The 18,640-nt window shown below is 72.3% G+C and carries 21 protein-coding genes; 12 read left to right on the top strand and 9 right to left on the bottom strand.

Going from position 1 to position 18,640, the window contains the following annotated elements:
• Positions 1–27: 27 nt before the first annotated feature.
• Entirely contained in the window at positions 28–285 is a 258-nt protein-coding gene (locus tag SHK17_RS06435; RefSeq protein ID WP_322921506.1) for an RNA-binding S4 domain-containing protein, read from the bottom strand.
• Positions 286–353: 68 nt separating this feature from the next.
• On the opposite strand from SHK17_RS06435, the gene SHK17_RS06430 reads away from it, so the two are divergent.
• Positions 354–1,595, top strand: coding sequence for a phospholipase D-like domain-containing protein (locus SHK17_RS06430; RefSeq protein ID WP_322921505.1), 1,242 nt, complete (start codon positions 354–356; stop codon positions 1,593–1,595).
• Between the two features lie 38 nt (positions 1,596–1,633).
• Here the strand turns inward: SHK17_RS06430 and SHK17_RS06425 are convergent, their stop codons facing one another.
• A complete protein-coding gene (locus SHK17_RS06425; protein ID WP_322424609.1) occupies positions 1,634–2,920 on the bottom strand; it encodes a DUF445 domain-containing protein in 1,287 nt (428 codons plus the stop codon).
• Between the two features lie 37 nt (positions 2,921–2,957).
• On the opposite strand from SHK17_RS06425, the gene SHK17_RS06420 reads away from it, so the two are divergent.
• Positions 2,958–3,353, top strand: coding sequence for an adenylyltransferase/cytidyltransferase family protein (locus SHK17_RS06420; RefSeq protein WP_322921504.1), 396 nt, complete (start codon positions 2,958–2,960; stop codon positions 3,351–3,353).
• A 74-nt stretch (positions 3,354–3,427) separates the two neighbouring features.
• Positions 3,428–4,999 carry an MXAN_6640 family putative metalloprotease gene (locus SHK17_RS06415; protein ID WP_322921503.1) on the top strand — a complete coding sequence of 524 codons (1,572 nt, stop codon included), beginning with the start codon at positions 3,428–3,430 and terminating at the stop codon, positions 4,997–4,999.
• Between the two features lie 24 nt (positions 5,000–5,023).
• Here the strand turns inward: SHK17_RS06415 and SHK17_RS06410 are convergent, their stop codons facing one another.
• Positions 5,024–5,623: a TetR/AcrR family transcriptional regulator gene (locus SHK17_RS06410; RefSeq protein ID WP_322921502.1), complete on the bottom strand. Its 600-nt coding sequence runs from the start codon at positions 5,621–5,623 to the stop codon at positions 5,024–5,026.
• Positions 5,624–5,662: 39 nt separating this feature from the next.
• Between SHK17_RS06410 and SHK17_RS06405 the strand changes: the two genes are divergently transcribed.
• Genes SHK17_RS06405 through SHK17_RS06385 form a run of 5 tightly spaced genes read left to right on the top strand, consistent with a single transcriptional unit; the run spans position 5,663 to position 10,208 of the window.
• Positions 5,663–6,916, top strand: a complete 1,254-nt coding sequence (locus SHK17_RS06405; protein ID WP_322921501.1) for an acyl-CoA dehydrogenase family protein — start codon at positions 5,663–5,665, stop codon at positions 6,914–6,916.
• Entirely contained in the window at positions 6,913–7,698 is a 786-nt protein-coding gene (locus SHK17_RS06400) for an SDR family NAD(P)-dependent oxidoreductase (protein WP_322921500.1), read from the top strand. Before SHK17_RS06405 ends, SHK17_RS06400 begins: the two co-directional genes overlap by 4 nt.
• A complete protein-coding gene (locus tag SHK17_RS06395) occupies positions 7,695–8,774 on the top strand; it encodes a phosphotransferase family protein (protein ID WP_322921499.1) in 1,080 nt (359 codons plus the stop codon). The genes SHK17_RS06400 and SHK17_RS06395 overlap by 4 nt, the downstream gene beginning before the upstream one ends.
• Positions 8,771–9,439, top strand: coding sequence for a histidine phosphatase family protein (locus tag SHK17_RS06390; RefSeq protein ID WP_322921498.1), 669 nt, complete (start codon positions 8,771–8,773; stop codon positions 9,437–9,439). Before SHK17_RS06395 ends, SHK17_RS06390 begins: the two co-directional genes overlap by 4 nt.
• A gap of 25 nt (positions 9,440–9,464) precedes the next feature.
• Positions 9,465–10,208: an SDR family oxidoreductase gene (locus SHK17_RS06385; RefSeq protein ID WP_322921497.1), complete on the top strand. Its 744-nt coding sequence runs from the start codon at positions 9,465–9,467 to the stop codon at positions 10,206–10,208.
• Between the two features lie 33 nt (positions 10,209–10,241).
• Here the strand turns inward: SHK17_RS06385 and SHK17_RS06380 are convergent, their stop codons facing one another.
• Entirely contained in the window at positions 10,242–10,796 is a 555-nt protein-coding gene (locus tag SHK17_RS06380) for a putative glycolipid-binding domain-containing protein (protein WP_322921496.1), read from the bottom strand.
• 97 nt (positions 10,797–10,893) lie between these two features.
• Here SHK17_RS06380 and SHK17_RS06375 point away from each other — a divergent pair, with 97 nt between their 5' ends.
• Both SHK17_RS06375 and SHK17_RS06370 read left to right on the top strand, forming a co-directional pair.
• Complete coding sequence (locus tag SHK17_RS06375) at positions 10,894–11,397, top strand: AAA family ATPase (RefSeq protein WP_322921495.1); 504 nt, start codon at positions 10,894–10,896, stop codon at positions 11,395–11,397.
• Positions 11,398–11,481: 84 nt separating this feature from the next.
• Entirely contained in the window at positions 11,482–11,946 is a 465-nt protein-coding gene (locus tag SHK17_RS06370; protein ID WP_322921494.1) for a hypothetical protein, read from the top strand.
• 36 nt (positions 11,947–11,982) lie between these two features.
• On the opposite strand, the gene SHK17_RS06365 is transcribed toward SHK17_RS06370, so the two are convergent.
• Positions 11,983–12,801, bottom strand: coding sequence for a class I SAM-dependent methyltransferase (locus SHK17_RS06365; RefSeq protein ID WP_322424616.1), 819 nt, complete (start codon positions 12,799–12,801; stop codon positions 11,983–11,985).
• Positions 12,802–13,004: 203 nt separating this feature from the next.
• Between SHK17_RS06365 and SHK17_RS06360 the strand changes: the two genes are divergently transcribed.
• On the top strand, positions 13,005–13,253 hold the full coding sequence (locus SHK17_RS06360) for a hypothetical protein (protein ID WP_322921493.1): 249 nt from the start codon (positions 13,005–13,007) through the stop codon (positions 13,251–13,253).
• A 14-nt stretch (positions 13,254–13,267) separates the two neighbouring features.
• Here the strand turns inward: SHK17_RS06360 and SHK17_RS06355 are convergent, their stop codons facing one another.
• Positions 13,268–14,050: an aminoglycoside phosphotransferase family protein gene (locus SHK17_RS06355; RefSeq protein ID WP_322921492.1), complete on the bottom strand. Its 783-nt coding sequence runs from the start codon at positions 14,048–14,050 to the stop codon at positions 13,268–13,270.
• Between the two features lie 349 nt (positions 14,051–14,399).
• Here SHK17_RS06355 and SHK17_RS06350 point away from each other — a divergent pair, with 349 nt between their 5' ends.
• Complete coding sequence (locus SHK17_RS06350; protein WP_322921491.1) at positions 14,400–15,626, top strand: hypothetical protein; 1,227 nt, start codon at positions 14,400–14,402, stop codon at positions 15,624–15,626.
• Here the strand turns inward: SHK17_RS06350 and SHK17_RS06345 are convergent.
• From SHK17_RS06345 to SHK17_RS06335, 3 genes are all read right to left on the bottom strand, one after another.
• Positions 15,533–16,735, bottom strand: coding sequence for a DUF222 domain-containing protein (locus tag SHK17_RS06345; protein ID WP_322921490.1), 1,203 nt, complete (start codon positions 16,733–16,735; stop codon positions 15,533–15,535). The genes SHK17_RS06350 and SHK17_RS06345 overlap by 94 nt on opposite strands.
• A gap of 249 nt (positions 16,736–16,984) precedes the next feature.
• Positions 16,985–17,788, bottom strand: a complete 804-nt coding sequence (locus SHK17_RS06340; RefSeq protein ID WP_322921488.1) for an alpha/beta fold hydrolase — start codon at positions 17,786–17,788, stop codon at positions 16,985–16,987.
• Positions 17,789–18,129: 341 nt separating this feature from the next.
• A complete protein-coding gene (locus tag SHK17_RS06335) occupies positions 18,130–18,600 on the bottom strand; it encodes a DUF5709 domain-containing protein (RefSeq protein ID WP_172270682.1) in 471 nt (156 codons plus the stop codon).
• Between the last annotated feature and the right edge of the window lie 40 nt (positions 18,601–18,640).

The raw sequence follows: 18,640 nt of genomic DNA, 5'->3' as shown, positions 1-18,640 counted from the left end.
CACGGTCACCGCACGGTCACCACTCAGTCACCACGGGACGTCGATCTCGACGTCACCGGTGGCCACCCGGGCCGCCAGCCCTCCCAGCGTGACGACGTCACCAGGGACGAGCTGGCGGCCCCGCCGCGTCTCGACCTCCCCGTTGACGGTCACCGCGCCGTCGGCGAGCACCGGCTTGGCCTCGGCACCGGTCTCCACGAGGTTGGCGAGCTTGAGGAACTGGCCCAGCCGGATCGACTTGTCGCGGATCGGCACGTCGACGGGCTCGCTGGTCGGGGAGGACATGGGTCCAGTGAACCAGCCGCCTAGGGTGGTGCCCGTGCCCACCGCCTCTCCGACGGAGGACTCCTGACATGACGCGACGCCCTCGTCCAGTCGCCGCCGCCCTCGCCGCCGCCTCCGCGGTCCTGTGCCTGCTCGCCAACCTCCAGGCGCCTGCCCCGGCCGCCGCCGAACGGGCCGCCTCGGAGCGGGCCTCCTCCGCGGCAGCACCGGCTCCGGGCAGGAGCGGGTGCCGGTCGCGGTCCGGCACGGAGGTGTGCTTCACTTCGCCGCCGACGGTCCCGGACGACCCGACGGTGCTCGACCGCGCGAGCCGGCTCTTCGACGCGGCCGGTGCCGGTGACACCATCCGGGTCGCCATGTTCCGCTGGGACATCGAGCAGCCCACCGACGCGCTCCTGGCCGCGCAGCGCCGCGGGGCGGTCGTGCTCCTCGTCGGCGACGACGACCTGCGGCTCAACCGGTCGGGACGCCGCCTCATCGAGACGCTCGAGGCGCAGGACCCCGCCCGGACGAACGTGACGATCTGCCGCGGCGCCTGCCTGCCGTGGCGGGCGCCCGGACCGTTCCCCGACAGCCAGGACGTCCAGCACCTGAAGTTCTACCTGACCGAGATCGGCGGTGTGCAGTCGTTCATCACGTCCTCGGCCAACCTCGAGGACCGGCAGTACCGCCAGTACAACTCGTTCCTCAAGATCGACGACCCCGGGCTGTACGCCTTCGGCCTGGAGTACTTCGCCAGGCTGGAGGCGCAGAGCGTCCGGGTGGGCGGCACGACGTGGAACGACGGGCGCAAGACCTGGAGCAACGGCGCGATCACCGCGGCCGTCTACCCATCCCGCAAGGACCTGCTGCTGTCCACGCTGCGCGACGTCTCCTGCACCCGGGGCGCCCGGGACGTGTCGGCGATGTTCGCGGTGATCCAGCGCGCCGACGTGCGCGCCGAGCTCGCCCGGTTGTCGCGTGCCGGCTGCCGGGTCCGGATCGTGACTTCCCGCGACACGGTGGAGAACTGGCTCCAGACGCCGCTGCCCAGCGGTGACATCCCGGACGGGCAGGTGCGCACGGTGCTCACGCACGACAAGATGCTGGCGGTCGACGCGCGCTTCCGCGGCCGTCCGACGCGCCTGGTGGTCACCGGCACCTCCAACACCACGTGCGGTGGCCTGCTCTACAACGACGAGGTGATGGTGCGCGTCGTCGGCGACACGTGGCTGCACCGCCAGTACCTCGCGCACTTCGACGACGCGTACGCCCGCGCGCACCAGAGCCGGACGCGCATCATGCCCGTGATGAAGCCCTGCCGCGCCTGACGGCCGGCCTGCCGCGTCCGTGCACCGTCAGTGCACCGTCAGTGCACCGCCAGGCTGACGGCGTGGATCAGCACGCCCACCAGGCCGCCCACGATCGTGCCGTTGATCCGGATGAACTGGAGGTCGCGGCCCACGTGCAGCTCGATGCGGCGGGCGGCCTCCTTGCCGTCCCACCGCTCGATGGTGGACGTGATCACCGTGGTGACCTCCGCGCCGTAGCGCTCGACGGTGAACACCGCGAGGTCCGCGGCCGCCCGGTCGAGGCGCTCGCGCAGGACGGCGTCCTCGCGGAGCCGCTGGGAGAACAGGGTGAGCTCGGCCAGCAGGCGCTGTCGGACGGCACCCTCCTTGTCCCTCACCGAGGCGAGCAGCGCCGAGCGCATGGCCTTCCACAGCGAGATGGCGGTCGTGACGACCTGCGGGTGGTCCAGCAGCCGGTTCTTGAACGCCTCGGCGCGATCGCGGGTCTCCTGGTCGTTGAGGAGGTCATGGGCGAGCTGGCCGAGCATCGAGTCGAGCGCCTCGCGGGCGCGGTGGTGCGGGTCGTCGCGGATGTCCTCCAGCCACGCCACGGCCTGGACGTGCAGGCGGGAGGTCACGGCGTCGTTCAGCTTGGGCGGCGCCCACCACGGCGCGCGCTCCTCCAGCACCCGGGTGAAGGTCTCCGGGTTGTCGAGCAGCCACCGGTGCATCTCGTCGAGGGCCAGGTCGACGACCCCGTGGTGCAGGTCGTCGCGCAGCACCTCCATGAGCGCCGAGCCGAGCAGCGGTGAGATCGGCTCCTCGTGGAAGCGCGGCACCAGCGCCTGTGTGACGAGGTCGGCGACGTGGTCGTCGCGGACCTTGCCCAGCGCGATCGCCGCCACGTCGGAGGCCTCGTCGACCACCCGGCGGGCGTTGAGCGGGTCGGCCAGCCAGTCGGCGACACGGGCCGAGATGGTGGCGGCCAGGACCCGCTCGCGGATGATGTCCTCCTGGAGGAAGTTCTCCCCCACGAACTCCTCGAGCCCCTTGCCGAGCTCGTCCTTGCGCTTGGGGATCAGCGCGGTGTGCGGGATCGGCAGGCCGAGCGGGTGCTTGAAGAGCGCGGTCACGGCGAACCAGTCGGCGATGGCGCCGACCATCGACGCCTCGGCCCCGGCGTTGACGAACCCCCACGCGCCGTCGCGCCCGAGCGTGGCGACGTACACGCACGCGGCGAGCACCAGCAGGCCGACGGCGACCGTGCGCATCCGGCGCAGGCCGCGGCGGCGCGCCTCGTCGGCGCCCGGGTCGGGGGTGATCAGCGAGATGCGAGGAGGGTGGGCGGTGGCCTGGTCGGGCATGCTCGCCATCCTCCCTGACCGTGCCAGAATGCCGCGCATGCCTCGCACCGTCATCACCTTCGGCACGTTCGACGTGTTCCACGTCGGGCACCTGCGCGTGCTCGAGCGCGCGGCGGCGCTGGGCGACCGGCTCGTCGTCGGCGTCTCCGCCGACGCGCTCAACGAGCGCAAGAAGGGCCGCGCGCCGATCTTCAGCCAGCGCGAGCGACTGGCGATCGTCGGGGCGCTCAAGGTCGTCGACGGCGTCTTCGTCGAGCAGAGCCTGGAGCAGAAGCGCGACTACATCGTCGAGCACGGTGCGGACGTCCTCGTGATGGGCGACGACTGGGCCGGGAAGTTCGACGAGTACGCCGACGTGTGCGAGGTCGTCTACCTCGAGCGCACCCCTGCCATCTCCACCACCGCGATCATCGAGCACATCGCCGACCTCTGACTGCTGCGCGGACCCCCGCGACGTCGCACGGGGGCGTTATGGTCATGCCCGACATGACAACCACGAGGGGAAACATGCGCAGATTGCTCACCACGGCAGTGGCCATCGCACTGATGGGCGGCGCGGCACTCTCCGCCCCCGCCGTCGCCGCCGACAACGACACGCCCACCGGCCCCATCGGCTCGCTGGGCCGCCCGTCCGAGCGGCTCGCCGCTCCCCAGGTCGCGCTCCCCGACGCCTGGTCGCCGACCGCGACCGACGCGCTCGCCGCCGCCCGACGGGTGCTCGACGGCAAGGCCCGGCCGGCCGACCCGTCGGCGACCCTCGCCCTGCGCGACCTCTTCATGAAGAAGTCGCAGCTGCGCGGCGCCGACCTGCGCCGCGCGGAGGCGCTCCTGGCGCGTCCGACCGACGGCCCGGGCGACCCGCAGGGCTTCGGCTACACCGTTGCCGAGGCACCGCCGGTCTGCAACACGCGCCTGTGCCTCCACTACGTCCCCAGCGGCACCGACGCGCCGCCCACGCCCGAGTGGCCCGCGCAGAACCTCGCGGTGCTCGACTCGGTGTGGACCACGATCGTCGACCAGCTCGGCTACCGGGCCCCGCTGACCGACGGCGCCGCCGGCGGCAACCCGCTCTTCGACGTCTACCTCAAGGACCTCGGGACGGGGCTCTACGGCTTCTGTGCTCCCGAGCGCCAGGTGAAGAAGCGCACGGCCTCGGGCTACTGCGTCCTCGACAACGACTACGTCGCGGCGCAGTTCCCCACCGGCACTCCCACCGACAACCTGACGGTCACCGCCGGGCACGAGTTCTTCCACGCCGTCCAGTTCGCCTACGACTACGGCGAGGACCTCTGGATGATGGAGTCCACCGCCACGTGGATGGAGGAGCGCATCGCCACGCTGGTCAACGACAACCGCCAGTACCTCCCCTCCAGCCAGCTCTACGCGCCCTACGTGCCGCTCGACGTCTTCAGCCGCACCTCGACCTTCCAGTACGGCAACTGGATCTTCTGGGAGTACCTCAGCACCCGCTACGGGCTCGGCATCGTCAACAAGGCGTGGAAGCAGGCCGGCTCGCTCAAGGGCGACGGCGGCAAGAACAGCATCCCGGCGCTGGAGAAGGTGCTCAAGGGCAAGGGCGGGCTGACCAAGAACTACGCCACGTTCGCGGCCGGCAACCTCACGCCCGCGGCCAACTACCCCGAGGGCGCGGAGTACCCCTTCCCCGGCGTCAAGGCCGCCAAGGCGCTCAGCAAGAACAAGCGCACCAAGCGCTACGGCGCCAAGATCAACCACCTCGCCTCCATGTCGTACGCCTTCACGCCGGGCAAGGGCCTCGGCGCCAAGAAGTGGAAGCTCGCCGTGTCCGTCACCGGTCCCGACAAGCGCACCTCCCCCGCCGCGGTCGTCGTGGTCCACCTCGTCAACGGCAAGCGGCAGGTCAAGCTCGTCAAGCTCAACCGCGGCGGCGACGGCCGGAAGACGGTCGCGTTCAGCAGCAAGCGGGTCGGCGCGGTGACGGTCACGCTCGTCAACGCCTCGACGCGCTACCAGTGCAACCGCCGGACGGTGCTCGCCTGCGGCGGGCGTCCGCTCGACGACAGGTCCCGCTTCAGCGTGACGGGACGCGTCACCAAGTAGCACCCGAGCAGCACCCAGGACTCGTCAGGCCCTGATCGACAGCAGGGCGTGGAGGGCGGCGACGCACTCCTCGACCAGCTCCGACACCGAGACCGGGCGTTCGCCGGTCGGCACAGCCGACCAGGTGAGCGCCCGGTCCTCCGTGTAGGCCCACCACGCGCGGACGACGTCGCGCTGGCGCTCCGGGACCTCCAGCGCCGCCATGACCCGCGCGGTGCTGCCGTCGCGGACCGAGTCCATCACCTCGCTGACCCGCGGGTCCCCCACGCCGTGGCCGTGCACCAGCGCGAGGTAGAAGTCGCGGCGCCGCTCGATCTGCTCGACCATCAGCCGGGTCGTGGTCTCGACCTGCTCGGGGCCCGGGCGCGACTCGTCCGGCGCCGTGGTGCGCAGCATCCGCCGCCCCGCCGCCGCGATGCAGGCGAGGTAGTAGTCCGTCTTGGTCGGGAAGTAGTGGAAGAGCAGCCCGCGCGAGATGCCCGCCTCCACGGCGATGTCGTCCATCGAGAGGTCCTGGATCGGCGTCTCGACGATCTTGGCGAGGCCGATGGCCACCAGCTGGCGCCGGCGCTCGTCCGCGCTCAGTCGACGGCGCGCGGGAGCGGGCGCGGCAGGGTCGGACACACTGTTGAGCATTGCTCAACAGTGTGCCAAGGTCAACGCATGGACTTCTCCCTCTCCCCGCGCGCCGCCGACCTCCGCGAGCGGGTGCGCGCGTTCGTCACGGACGAGATCGAGCCGATCGAGTCCGAGGCGCACCGCCGGATCACCCGGCTGCGCGAGTCCGGCGGCGACCGGTGGACCCCCGACCCGCTCATCGCCGAGCTCCAGGCCAAGGCCCGCGCCCAGGGCCTGTGGAACCTGTTCCTGCCCGCCGCCCATGCGAGCCGCTACGCCGCCGACTTCGGCACGGACGGCGGCGAGGGCCTCTCCAACGTCGACTACGCGCCGGTCGCGGAGGAGATGGGCCGCTCCTTCCTCGCTCCCCTGGTCTTCAACTCCAACGCCCCGGACACCGGCAACATGGAGGTCCTGCTCAAGTACGGCACCGACGAGCAGCGCCGGCAGTGGCTCGAGCCGCTCCTGCGTGCGGAGATCCGCAGCGCCTTCTGCATGACCGAGCCCGCGGTCGCCTCCTCCGACGCGACCAACATGGCCGCCACGGCACAGGTCGAGGGCGACGAGGTCGTCATCAACGGGCGCAAGTGGTGGTCCACGGGCGTCGGCAACCCCGACTGCCGGGTCCTCGTCTTCATGGGCCTGTCGCACCCCGAGGCCGACCGGCACTCGCGGCACACGATGGTGCTGGTCCCCCGCGACGCCCCCGGCGTCACCGTCGAGCGGATGCTGACGACGATGGGCTACTACGACGAGCCGCTCGGCCACGGCGAGGTGACCTTCGACGACGTACGCGTGCCGCTGTCGAACGTGCTCCTCGGTCCGGGCCGCGCGTTCGAGATCGCGCAGGGGCGGCTCGGGCCGGGCCGGGTCCACCACTGCATGCGCGCGATCGGCCTCGCCGAGCGCGCCCTCGAGCTCGCGTGCGCCCGCGCCACCTCGCGCACCGCCTTCGGCAAGCCGATCGCCAACCTCGGCGGCAACCGCGAGCGCATCGCCGACGCCCGGATCGCCATCAACCGCTCGCGGCTGCTGGTCATGCACGCCGCCTGGCTCCTCGACCAGGGCATGAGCCGCGAGGCCTACTCGGCCGTCAGCGAGATCAAGGTCGAGGTGCCCAGCATGGCCCTCGACGTGATCGACATGGCCATCCAGCTGCACGGCGGTGGCGGCATGAGCGACGACTTCCCGCTCGCCTCGGCCTGGGTGGGGGCCCGCTCCCTGCGGCTGGCCGACGGCCCCGACGAGGTGCACCGCAACGTCATCGCCAAGATCGAGCTCGGGAAGCACACCTCGTGAGCACCGCGGACGCCAGGAGGGTCCTGGTCACGGGCGCCGCGTCGGGCCTCGGCGCTGCGCTGGTCGCGGCCCTCCGCGCCCGCGGCGACGAGGTGCTCGCCACCGACCGCGTCGAGGCCGACGGCATTGACCTCGTCCTCGACATCACCTCCGACGACGACTGGGCCGCAGCGGTCGACGTCGTGCGCGGGCGCTGGGGCGGCCTCGACGTCCTGGTCAACAACGCCGGGGTCGCGAGCGGCGGGCGGGTCGACCGCACCACGCTCGAGGAGTGGCAGTGGATCTTCGACATCAACCTCTTCGGGCTGGTGCGGGGCACGAAGGCGTTCGTGCCGATGCTGAAGGAGCAGGGCTCCGGGCACCTGGTCAACGTGGCCTCGCTGGCCGGGCTCGTCCACCCCGGGGGCATGGGCTCCTACAACTCGGTGAAGGCCGCCGTGGTGGCCTTCACCGAGACGTGCGGGCACGAGCTCGCGCCGTTCGGCATCCGCGCGAGCGCGGTGTGCCCGTCCTACTTCCGCACCAACCTCATGGACTCGATGCAGGGCAGCGACGAGGTCGTCGGGCAGGTCGTCGCCGGGCTCGTCGAGCGCTCCTCCATCACCGCCGAGGAGATCGCGGCCGCGGTGCTGGCGGGCATGGACGCCGGTGACGACGTCATCGTGCCGGACGAGCCGGCGCGCCAGGCCTACTTCCTCAAGTGGGCCGACCGACCGGCCTACGACGAGGTGATGCGGCGCCAGGCGGCCCGGCTGCAGGCGGGCGTCGAGGGGGCGTCGTGACCGCCGTGCCGGGCGCCCGCGACGTGCGCGAGGAGGACGCCTTCGACGTGGCACGGGTCGCCGACTGGCTCCGCGCCCACGCCGCCACCCCCGAGGGCCTGGACGGCCAACCGGAGGCGCGGCAGTTCACCGGCGGGGCGTCCAACCTCACCTACCTGCTGCGCTACCCGTCCGGGCGCGACCTCGTCGTGCGCCGCGCACCCCAGGGCACCAAGGCCAGGGGCGCGCACGACATGCGCCGCGAGTTCACGATCCAGTCCGCCCTCGCGCCGGTCTTCGGCTACGTCGCGCCCATGGTCGCCTTCTGCGACGACCCCGAGGTGGTCGGTGGGGACTTCTACGCCATGGACCGCATCCCCGGGGTCATCCCGCGCAGCGAGTGGCCCGCCGACGTCCCGCTGTCCCCCGAGCAGGCCCGCGCCCTGTGCCTCGACGCCGTCGACGTGCTGGCCGAGCTCCACGCCATCGACCCCGAGGCCGCCGGGCTCGCCGACCTCGGCAAGGGGCTCGGCTACGTCCGCCGCCAGGTCGAGGGCTGGTCGACGCGCTACCGCAACGCCCGCACCGACGACGTGCCCGACCTCGAGTCCGTGATGGCGTGGCTCGACGCGCACCAGCCCGACGACGTCGCGACCTGCGTCATCCACAACGACTTCAAGCTCGACAACCTCGTCCTCGACGCGGACGACGTCACCCGCGTCGTCGGCGTGCTCGACTGGGAGATGGCCACCCTGGGCGACCCCCTCATGGACCTCGCCGGCTCGATGGCCTATTGGGTGCAGGCGGACGACCCCGACGAGTTCCAGATGATGCGGCGCGTGCCGACCCACCTGCCGGGGATGCTGACCCGCGACGAGATCGTGACGGCGTACGCCGAGCGCACCGGTCGCGCCGTCACGCCCCGGCAGTGGCGCTTCTACGAGGTCTTCGGGCTGTTCCGGATGGCCGTGATCGCGCAGCAGATCTACTACCGCTGGTTCCACGGCCAGACCACGAACGAGATGTACGCGCTGTTCGGGTCCGCGGTGCAGATCATCGGCCGGCGGCTGGACGGCCTCGTCGAGGGGACGGCGTGAGCCGGATCCTGCTGGTGCGGCACGGGCAGGCGTCGTTCGGAGCGGCCGACTACGACAACCTCTCCGACACCGGGCACGAGCAGTCACGCGTGCTGGGCGCCGCCCTCGCGGCCCGCGGCATCGTGCCCGACGTGGTGGTCGCCGGCGAGATGAGGCGGCACCACCAGACCGCTGCCGGTGTCCTCGAGGGCGCCGGCCTGCCGGGGGCCGTCGAGGTCGACCCGGGGTGGAACGAGTTCGACCACCTGCAGGTGCTGGCCGTCCACGACCAGCCGAGCACCGCCGAGGGCGAGTCGGAGAAGGCGGCCTTCCAGCGCTGGTTCGAGGAGGCGACGCTGCGGTGGACCTCCGGCGAGCACGACGACGCCTACGACGAGTCGTTCACCGCGTTCGCCTCCCGCGTGCAGGCGGCGTTGGCCGACCTGGCGGCGTCCCTCCCCCGCGGCGGGACCGCGCTCGTGCTCACCAGCGGCGGACCCGTCGCCTGGGTCTGCGCGTCGCTGCTCGCCGACGACGCCCCGGCCCGGACGGGGCTGTGGATGCGGCTCAACCCCGTCTCGGTCAACACCGGCACCTCGACGGTCGTCCGCGGCTCGCGGGGCACGACGCTCGTCGCCTTCAACGCCCACGACCACCTCTCCCCCGACCTGCTCACCTACCGCTGACCCCTCGCCCCTCAGGAGACCTCCCGTGCCCTCGATCCTCATCACCGGTGCCAGCAGCGGCCTCGGCGCCGAGATGGCCCGCCAGTTCGCGGCCCTCGGCCACGACCTGGCGCTGTGCGCACGGCGCACCGACCGCCTCGAGGAGCTCCGCGACGAGATCACCGCCGCCCACCCCGGCGTGACCGTGTCGGTCAAGGCGCTCGACGTCAACGACCACGACGCGGTCTTCGAGGTCTTCGAGCAGTTCCGCGAGGAGCTCGGCGGCCTGGACAGGGTCGTCGTCAACGCGGGCCTCGGCAAGGGCCAGCCGCTCGGCACCGGCCGCTTCGACGCCAACCGCGAGACCGCCCAGACGAACTTCATCGGCGCGCTCGCCCAGACCGAGGCGGCGGCCGCGATCTTCCGCGCGCAGGGTGCGGGGCACCTCGTGATGGTGTCGAGCTTCTCCGCGCTGCGCGGGATGCCGAGGAACATCACGACGTACGCCGCCAGCAAGGCCGCGGTCGCCCATCTCGCCGAGGGCTTCCGCGCCGACGTGCACGGCACGCCGATCAAGGTCACCGTGCTCTACCCCGGCTACATCGTCTCGGAGATGTCCGGCATGTCGGCGCGGACGCCGCTGATGACCTCGACCGAGAAGGGCGTGCGCGCCATGGTCGAGGCCATCGAGAAGGAGAAGAGGACCGCGCGCGTCCCGGCCTGGCCCTGGGCCCCGCTGGGGTTCGTGGTCAAGCACGTCCCGGTGGGCGTGCTGCGCCGGATGGGCTGAGGGGCCCGTCGTCACCCCGGTGGCGTCCGTCGCTCACGCGAAGCGGGTCGCGATGCCCGGGTAGTCGGTGACCAACCCGGCCGGGTCGTAGGTCAGCAGGGCCGCGAACCCGCCCTCGGACGTGTAGTCGAACGAGCGCTCGTCGTGGCGGCAGTAGGTCTGGTCCAGCCGGCGGACCTCGAGGTCGAGGGCCTGGACGTAGACCGCTGACGCGGCGACCACCTCCCCCACCGGCATCTCCATGCGGTGGACGGGCAGCATGTTGGTGCACGCCGACGCCTCGAGGTCGACGTCGACGAGGCCGTCCAGGAGCGGCGCGGCCTCGCCGTCGACCGACCAGCGTCCGCGCCCGTCGGACACCAGGACCCGCGAGCGGGGGCCGCCGACGACGTCGGTGCTGACCCGCACCTCACGGGTGCGCCACTCGTCGTCCACGGTGATGTCGTAGTGGACGGCGTACGGTCGCCCGTCCTCGACGGCGGACGTGTGCCCGCGCAGGTGTCGACCGTCGGGATAGAGCACCTCGAACCCGTCGACCGCGCCGACGAACCTCCAGGCGGCGAACGGGGGGAGCTGCGTGTCGCGCATGGGCGTCTCCTTCGGGTCAGGTTTGCGTGCGTCACCAGCATGACGGCGACGCAGAGGTCGAGCACCGCGCACCACTGGCGCGTGGCACGCTCGTGCCATGCGCGGCTATGTGCTCGTCGGCGGATGGCCGGGCTCGGGCAAGACGACCCTGGCGGGCGCGCTCGCGTCCGAGCTGGACGTCCCGCACCTGTCTAAGGACGCGGTCAAGGAGGCGCTCATGGACGCCGTCGGGCCTCCCTCCGACGTCGAGGCGTCCCGACGGCTGGGGCGGATGGCGGTGTTCGCCCTGCTGGGCGCCGCGCGAGGCTGTCGTGCCGCCGTCATCGACAGCACCTGGTACCCGTACGCGGAGCCGCTGGCGCGGTCGTTGCCGGGTCCGATCGTCGAGGTGCGTTGCCGGGTGCCGCTGGAGGTCGCCCGTGAGCGCTACGGCCGCCGGGTCAGGGATTCGCGACACCTCGACGGCCTCCGGACCGAGGCGGAGCTGTGGCGCGAGGAGGTCGCGCCGCTGGGGCTGGGTCCCCTCCTCGAGGTGGACACGTCCCGCGCCGTCGATGTCGACCGGGTCGCTGCGTCGGTGCGGTCCCTGCTGGCGCCCTGACCGACGGGCTTGTCCTGACGCTGCGCGACGCGTGCACAGCGATTCTGGAGCGCAGTCGGCGAGCGCTGTGGCACGCTCGCCGCCATGGGTTACCTCGTGGACACGACGGGCCGGCTGCTGCTCCCCACCGCGGACGAGGGGGCCGCGTTCGAGGCGTTGACGGCGGCCATGGCGACCCGGCAGGGCTGCTTCGACCCGGAGGACGACCAGTGGCCGGTCTCGTCCCTCGCGGACCTGGCGACGTACGCCGCGACCTCCGTCGAGCGCGACGGTGAGTGGCTGGTCCTGGCCACCGACGACCAGGGCGACCCCAAGTGGTCAGAGCAGGCGACGGCGTTCTACGCCGAGCTGGCCAGGTGGGTCACCCAGGGCACCGTGCTCATCACCGGCGAGGACGGCTCGCAGTGGCGCTACACCTACGCCGACGGTGGTCTCACCCAGTCGGACGTCAACGGGTGGGACGGCTCGCTCGAGCCGTTCGGGAGTCCGGACGAGGAGGAGCTGCCGGTGGAGGAACCGCAGCGCCGAGGGTGGTTCCGCCGGCGCTGACGGATCGGTCGTGCGTCACCGCACGGGCCCGAGCGGTCAGCGGTGGGCCAGCGTGCACCGGATGTCGGTCCACCACGACAAGGTCCCTGCGATCGCTCGCCGCTCGAGCTCGGGGGCGGCCACGGCCCGCGCCCGGTCGAGGACGCCGTGGGCCTCGAGCCGCTCGACCATCACCCGCAGCCCGGCCGACCAGATCCACGCCCACCACTGGTCCGCATCCGAGAACTCGACCTGCACCCGGATGGTGCTGGTCGTGGGGTCCAGGAAGCCGTGGTCGGACAGGACGTCGTGCATCGTCGCCACCGAGGAGAACGGCCCGCGGTCCTCGTCAGCGGGGTCGGGGCCGGCCGGTTCGGGCGCCAGCTCCCGCAGCTGCCGGGTCAGCTCCTGCCAGGAGTCGTCGCTCTCGCCGAACCAGGTGAAGCCCAGGCGTCCCGCAGGCGCGAGCACGTCACGCACGCGGTCGAGCGTGCCGTGGAGGTCGGGCAGGAAGAAGAGCACGAGCCCTGCCTGCACGACGTCCCACGGTCCCTCGGGTGGGTGCTCGGCATCGCCCTCGGCCACCTGCACCCACGGCACGTCCGCGGTCAGCGCGCGCAGCCCCGCCAGCATCCCGGGAGCCAGGTCGGTCGCGACCACGCGACCGCGGGGCCCGACCGCCTCGGCGGCGGGCAGCACCGACGCTCCGCGACCGCTGCCGAGCTCGAGCACCGACTCACCCGGCCGCGGGTCAGTACGACGGACGAGCTCGGCGGCCGCCGTCCCGAAGAACTCGATGCCCAGCTGGTCGTAGGTCGCCGAGGCGCGGTCGAAGACCCCCGCGATCCGTGCCTTCTCGCGCTCGCCGTCGTCCATCCCACGAGCCTGACAGCACGGCGGCTCGCCGTCGAGCGCGCCTGCCGGGATGCCGGGTCCGCTACGGAGGCGGTGGCCGTCGGCCCGGGTCGTCGCGGCGCTCGGGGTCGTTGGGGTCGTGGGCGAACCAGCCGTTGGGCCGGGGGCAGCCGTGCTGTCCTCGGTGACCCATCCGTTCGCCGCGCCGGCCGCGAACCCACGGCATGAGCCAGCCCGACACGATGTTCGCCAGCCGGAGCGTTCCTCGGCATCTCGTCCGGGGCGCGTTGGGGCTCCCCATGATGGTGGCGGCCTTCGTGCTGATCCCGTGGCTCGGACCGCTCGCGCTGCTGCTCATCGTGCCGGCCGCGGTGCTGCTGCGCGGGTGTCCGACGTGCTGGGCGCTGGGCCTGGCCCAGACGTGTGCCATGACCGCGCGGTCCTCGGCTGATGGGTCGCGAGCTGGTCGCTGAGCGCACCGCGGCGGTCAACGGGACAGCAACGCCCTGTTCTCCTCGATCCAGGCGATCTCTGCCAACTCCTGCCTCTCGACGCTGCCCTCAGCGACCCACGTCCTCTGCGGTTCCTGCCCTTGTCCGGCGAGGAAACGGAGGTGGTTGAGGGTGGCGTGGATGCGTCGGACAACGGCGTCGGCGACGTCGAAGTCGGCCGGGATGCCGTACGCGTCCAGGAAGGCCTCGATGCGCGCGCGCCGGTCGGGGACATGTGGGAAGTGGTGCCACTCGAGCGTCGACTCGTCGTCTCGTGCCGGTGCGAACCACCGGAGGGCGTACGCCACGTCGTCGAGCCTGGGCGCTCGATGGAGGAAGTCCCAGTCGATCAGCGCGACAGCCTCCCGGTCGCGCCAGACGAAGTTCCAGGGTCCGGGATCGCCATGGACGAAGACGTCGCCGCCATCGGCCATCGGAGCAGCGAAGACGGCGTCAGGGGGTGGAGCCCAGTCAGCAGAGGCGTCGTGGATGCGCCGCAGCAAGCGCGCTGCCGAGCGCAGCCCATCCTCGTCGTGCTGGTTCCTCCATCCGTCACCACCGCTGTCGCCCTCGATGAGTCGAAGCGTCTCGGTCTCGTCGTCGAGCGACACGGGCTCGGGAACGCAGTCCAGACCGTTCTCCCGAAGGTGCCGCAGGAACGAGTGCACGGTCCGCGTGTGCGGACCGGCAGGTCGAGTGACCGTCTCAGCCGTCACCTCGACGGCGCGGAGCTGCTCGTTCACCTCCGCCGCTCTGCTCCGTACGTCGTCGTCGGCCATGACGGCACGTTCACACGATCCGCGGCGGGCCACCAGCGAGTTTCGCGGAGCCCCTCGCCTGCTCATCGGCGGATGCGCACGGTGCGGTGTCCACGGGGACACCGCTCGAGAGCACATTGTGGGTAGATCGATGCTCGCTACGGCTGAGGGGTGCAAGAGCGGCCCGGCTGCGGGGTACCGTCACGTGATCCCTCCGCCGTGAGGTGGGTCGGAGCCGGCTGAGCACCGACGTGGACCACACACCGCCATCCGCGGCACCGCCGCGACGACGGCGACGACCCCTGCCTCGATGAGTGCCGTGCGGCACTCGTCGAGACGTGCGCGACCCCACCCCCGCAAGGAGCTTCCCATGTCCCCACTCAGGCGCTTCGGCCCTGCCGGCCTCGCGCTGGGCACCATCGCCACCCTCTTCGCCGCGGTCGGGTACGCCGCAGCGCCCGATGCGGCGCCCGTCCCCACGTGCGCAGAACCAACGCCCCCGATCACCGTGGAAGCCCTGTACGCCTACGACAGCTGTCGCTTCGACCGGATCGAGGCACTCCTGGCGAACCATGACGCGTCCGAGGGCACTCCTGCGCCCACGCCGACCCCCACCCCGACTCCGGAACCCACCCCCACCCCAACGCCGACCCCGACCCCGACCCCGACCCCGACACCGGAACCCACTGCGACCCCGACTCCGACACCGGAACCCACCCCGACCCCGACACCCACCCCGGAACCGACACCCACCCCGGAACCGACCCCGACGCCCACGCCGACGCCGACGCCCACGCCCACGGGCTTCCCGGACGCCGCAAGCACGGGAGTCCCCGCTGGGGTCGCCCTCGAGCGGTACACCGGGCCGTGCATCTTCCGTGAGTCCCACGGCTCGTCCGCTGTCATCGACGGCAAGGACGTCCGCGCGACGTGCAACGAGCTGGTCGCCTACCACCCGTTCTCGCTCACCATCCGCAACAGCCGCGTGCCTCGTGTCGAGGTGACCGCGCGTGACCAGCGCCTCGACATCCGCGACAGCGACGTCGTCGCCGGAGGCTGGTCGGACGGTGCACTGTGGGGCTCCAACATCACCGCCACCCGGGTCGAGGTGACGGGCGGTCAGCACTCCGTGCACTGCATGGACAACTGCACCATCGTCGATTCGTGGCTCCACGCCCAGTACAACCCTGCCGGCGGCAGCGTCCACTCGAACGCCTTCCTCACCAATGGCGGTGACGGAATGGTGCTGCGGCACAACACCTTGCACTGCGACTCGATCCTCAACTCGACCGACGGTGGGTGCACGGCGAACGTCTCCCTCTTCGGCGACTTCGGGCCTGTGCGGGACGTGCTCGTCGAGAACAACCTGCTGAAGGCCAACAACTCGTCGATCTCCTACTGCGCGTACGGCGGCTACTCCCCGAGCAAGCCCTACCCGGTCGCAACGCAGATCCGCTTCATCGGCAACGTCTTCGAGCGCGGTCCCAACCGCCGGTGCGGCGTCTACGGACCGGCGACGGCCTTCCAGACGTCGGCCGCCGGGAACGAGTGGCGTGGCAACGTGTGGGACTCGGGAGAGCCCGTCACGGGCGGCTGATCACCCCGTCGACCACTGCCAGCGCGGCGCGAGAAACAGGGGGAGGACTCAACCGGAGTCGCGCAGCCCCTCGCGGTGCAGCCGCCATCGCGCAGGCCGAGGGCGATGCGCTGGGCCCTGGTGAACAACCGTGCCGTGCGCCCGAGGTCGAGCGGTCGGGACGCCGTGCCGAGCACCACCGGGATGATCCCGGCCTCGCACGCCAGCCGGCGTGCCTGCCCGGCCGACATCCGCGAGCCGTCGTCGAGCAGTGCCGTGGCCTGCTCCGCCATCAGCTGCTCCAGGGTCATGGTCACCACGACGGTGGCGTTGACTCCCGCCGTCTGTGGCGTGGCCTCGACGGGGAAGCGCTCGACGTACTCGACGAACGCCTCGCCCAGGCGTCGACGGAGCGGCGTGAAGCCTCCGGACTCGTCGCGCAGCTCGGACTCGAGGTGCCGGGCCGGGTTCGCGAGCGCCAGGAGGTGGCGCTCGAGGACGGCTCCCACGTGGGACGGCACGGTGAACCGGCCGTGGCAGCGGCCCTCTCCGTCGTCGCGCAGCGTGAGCTCGACCCCCGCAGCGGCTCGGGACTCCTCCGCCGCCAGCACGGCCTCCTCGTGGGACTCCCCCACCTCGGGCGCGACGACGTCCAGGATCCGCTTGCCGATCTGCCGCAGCTCACGGGCGTCGTGTCGGGCGGCGAGCCGCAGGAGCGTCTCCTCGGCGAGGCCGCGCACGTCGGCGTCGACCCGAGGCGGGAGGGCGTCGACCGCCTCAGCGATCACGCGCGCCTGCTCCGAGCGCAGCCCGCCGGAGGTCAGCCCGTCCGAGACGCACGGGTGCTGCTCGAGGGCCCGGCCCAGGGACAGGTCACGCTGGGCGTCTCGCCGGGTCGTGCGGGTCTGCACCGCCAACCAGGCGGCGGCGTCGCGCAGCCCGTGGGTCTCGCCCACGTCGTCGGAGGCCGCGAGGGCCCGAGCCGTCACCGCGTCGAGCTGTGACCGCACCTCCGTCAGCGCGAGGAGCGCGGACTGCTTGTCCGCCGTCACCATGAACGCCGGCTCGACCGACGCCACCGCCTTCAGAGCGGCCCCGAGGTCGGCGGCACACGCGATGATCGGATGCACTGGCCACCTCCTGGCACGCTCACGGGACACCGCCCTGGTCCGGGGCGGAGCGGTGAGGCATGACTGGCGGCGCCGTTGCCAGGTCGTCACCGGGTGAGCCAGAGGCGTCCCGTCAGCACCACGACGGGTTCTATGGGTGACTGTCCCGATCCCGGGATCCTCGTCACCTCAGACGATGGATTCGTGGTGGACCGGCGTGCTACGCACTATCGTACACCTGTTCGAAAACAGGTGCAAGGTCGCTGCGCCTCAGCCGTGGAAGAACTCCGCCAGGACCGGCGCCAGCAGGGCGGGGTCGGCGACGTGTCCGGCCACCTCGAGCGTGGTCCGTCGCGCATCGCGGAGGTGGGCCGCCGCGGCGTCGGCGGCGGCGCCGAAGTAGTCGACGGGCAGGCCGGCGGAGTGGGGGTCGGTCGTGGCGCCAGTGGTCAGCAGGACGGGTTGTGCCACGGCCGCGAGCAGGTCGGCGGGCGGCGCTCCGTCACCGAGGCAGGCGGCGTCGTAGGCGAGCGTCGGCGCAAGCGCGCGCAGCGCTGGCCACACCGGCGCGGCCTCGGCAGCGGCGATGTCCGCGTCGGCGGAGCCGGCCAGGTGCATAAACAGACGCAGCGCCTGGTCGGGGTCGTCGGCACCGAGCGCAGCGGCCAGGTCCGCCCGGTAGGCGCGCCAGGCGCCGAGCATCTCCTCGTCGAGCTGGTAGGGGACCTCGTGGACGGCGATCCGGTCGACCGGCAGCCCGGCCGCGGCAGCCGACAGCGCGAGGGCGCCACCCGACGACGCACCGAAGAGGTGCGCCCGCCCGCCGGTGGCGTCGATGACAGCCGCGAGGTCCTCGACCTCACGCTCCACCGCGTAGGGCTGGGTGTCCCCGCTGTCGCCCCGCCCGCGCCGCCGGTAGGCGACCACGGTGAACGCGTCCGCCAGGTGCTCGCCGAGGGGACGGCTCTCGGATCCGTCGTCCAGCCCGCCGCTGACCAGGACCACCACGGGTTCCTCGTCGCCGAGCAGGTCGTAGCCGATGGGTGTGCCGTCCGCTGACGTCACGTGCGCCATGGTGGTGTGTCCTCTCGTCGGGTGCCTCCCACCCTAGGAGTGGTCAGCCCCGGCCGAGCGGGTCCGCCAGCAGCAGCCGGGTCCACAGGTCCGCGAGCCGATCGGCGTACGTCGCCGGCGTCCAGCCCGCGCAAGGGCCACGGCGTGGTGGTGCGAGGGCCCGGCGAAGAGCCGGCCACGTGGGCCATGGGCTCGCTGGTCGAGCACCTGGTCGGCGCCGCCGAGCCCGAGGGTGCTGAGCGTCTCGCTCGTCGCCCAGCCGCCCGGCATCGCGACGCCCCCCGGTTCGTGGCCCTCACGGCACTGGGCGGGCTGATGGCGGCCGCGCGAGCTGACGCCGATCAGTACTCGTCGCCCTCCGGCGGCTCGGGCTCGCGGGTGATGTGCATCGCGGCCTCCTCGGCGGACGCACCGGCGCCGTCGATGCCGACGTCGCGGGCGCGCTCCTGGTTGTCGACGTCCAGGCCGAGGCCCTCGTCGGGCTGGACGAGCCGCCCCGTGCGCTCGTCGGCCTCGTCGAGGCCGAGCTGCTCGTCGAGGGCGTTCTCGTCCTCGTGGTCGTCGTCCGCGTCGTCCTCGGCGTAGGGGTCGATGTCGGGCTCCTCCTCGGCGAGCTTCTCGTCGAGCGACTCGCCCCGGAGGCGCTCGGCCTCGGTGGGGTAGTCGTCGTAGCCCTTCGGCGCGCGGTCGGGGGGCGAGTAGCCCCGGTCGAGCACGTCGTCGACGTCCGTGTCGTCCAGGGTGTCCCCGGACTGGAGCTGGTCCTCGTCGTCGATCGACAGGTCGCCGTAGGTCTCGCGGTCCTCAGTCATGCCCCCACCCTGTCCGACCGACCAGCGCGGGACAAGGCGC

This window comes from Nocardioides renjunii (assembly GCF_034661175.1).
GTDB classification, from domain to species: Bacteria; Actinomycetota; Actinomycetes; order Propionibacteriales; family Nocardioidaceae; genus Nocardioides; species Nocardioides renjunii.
This window is presented reverse-complemented; position numbering and strand designations above follow the sequence as displayed.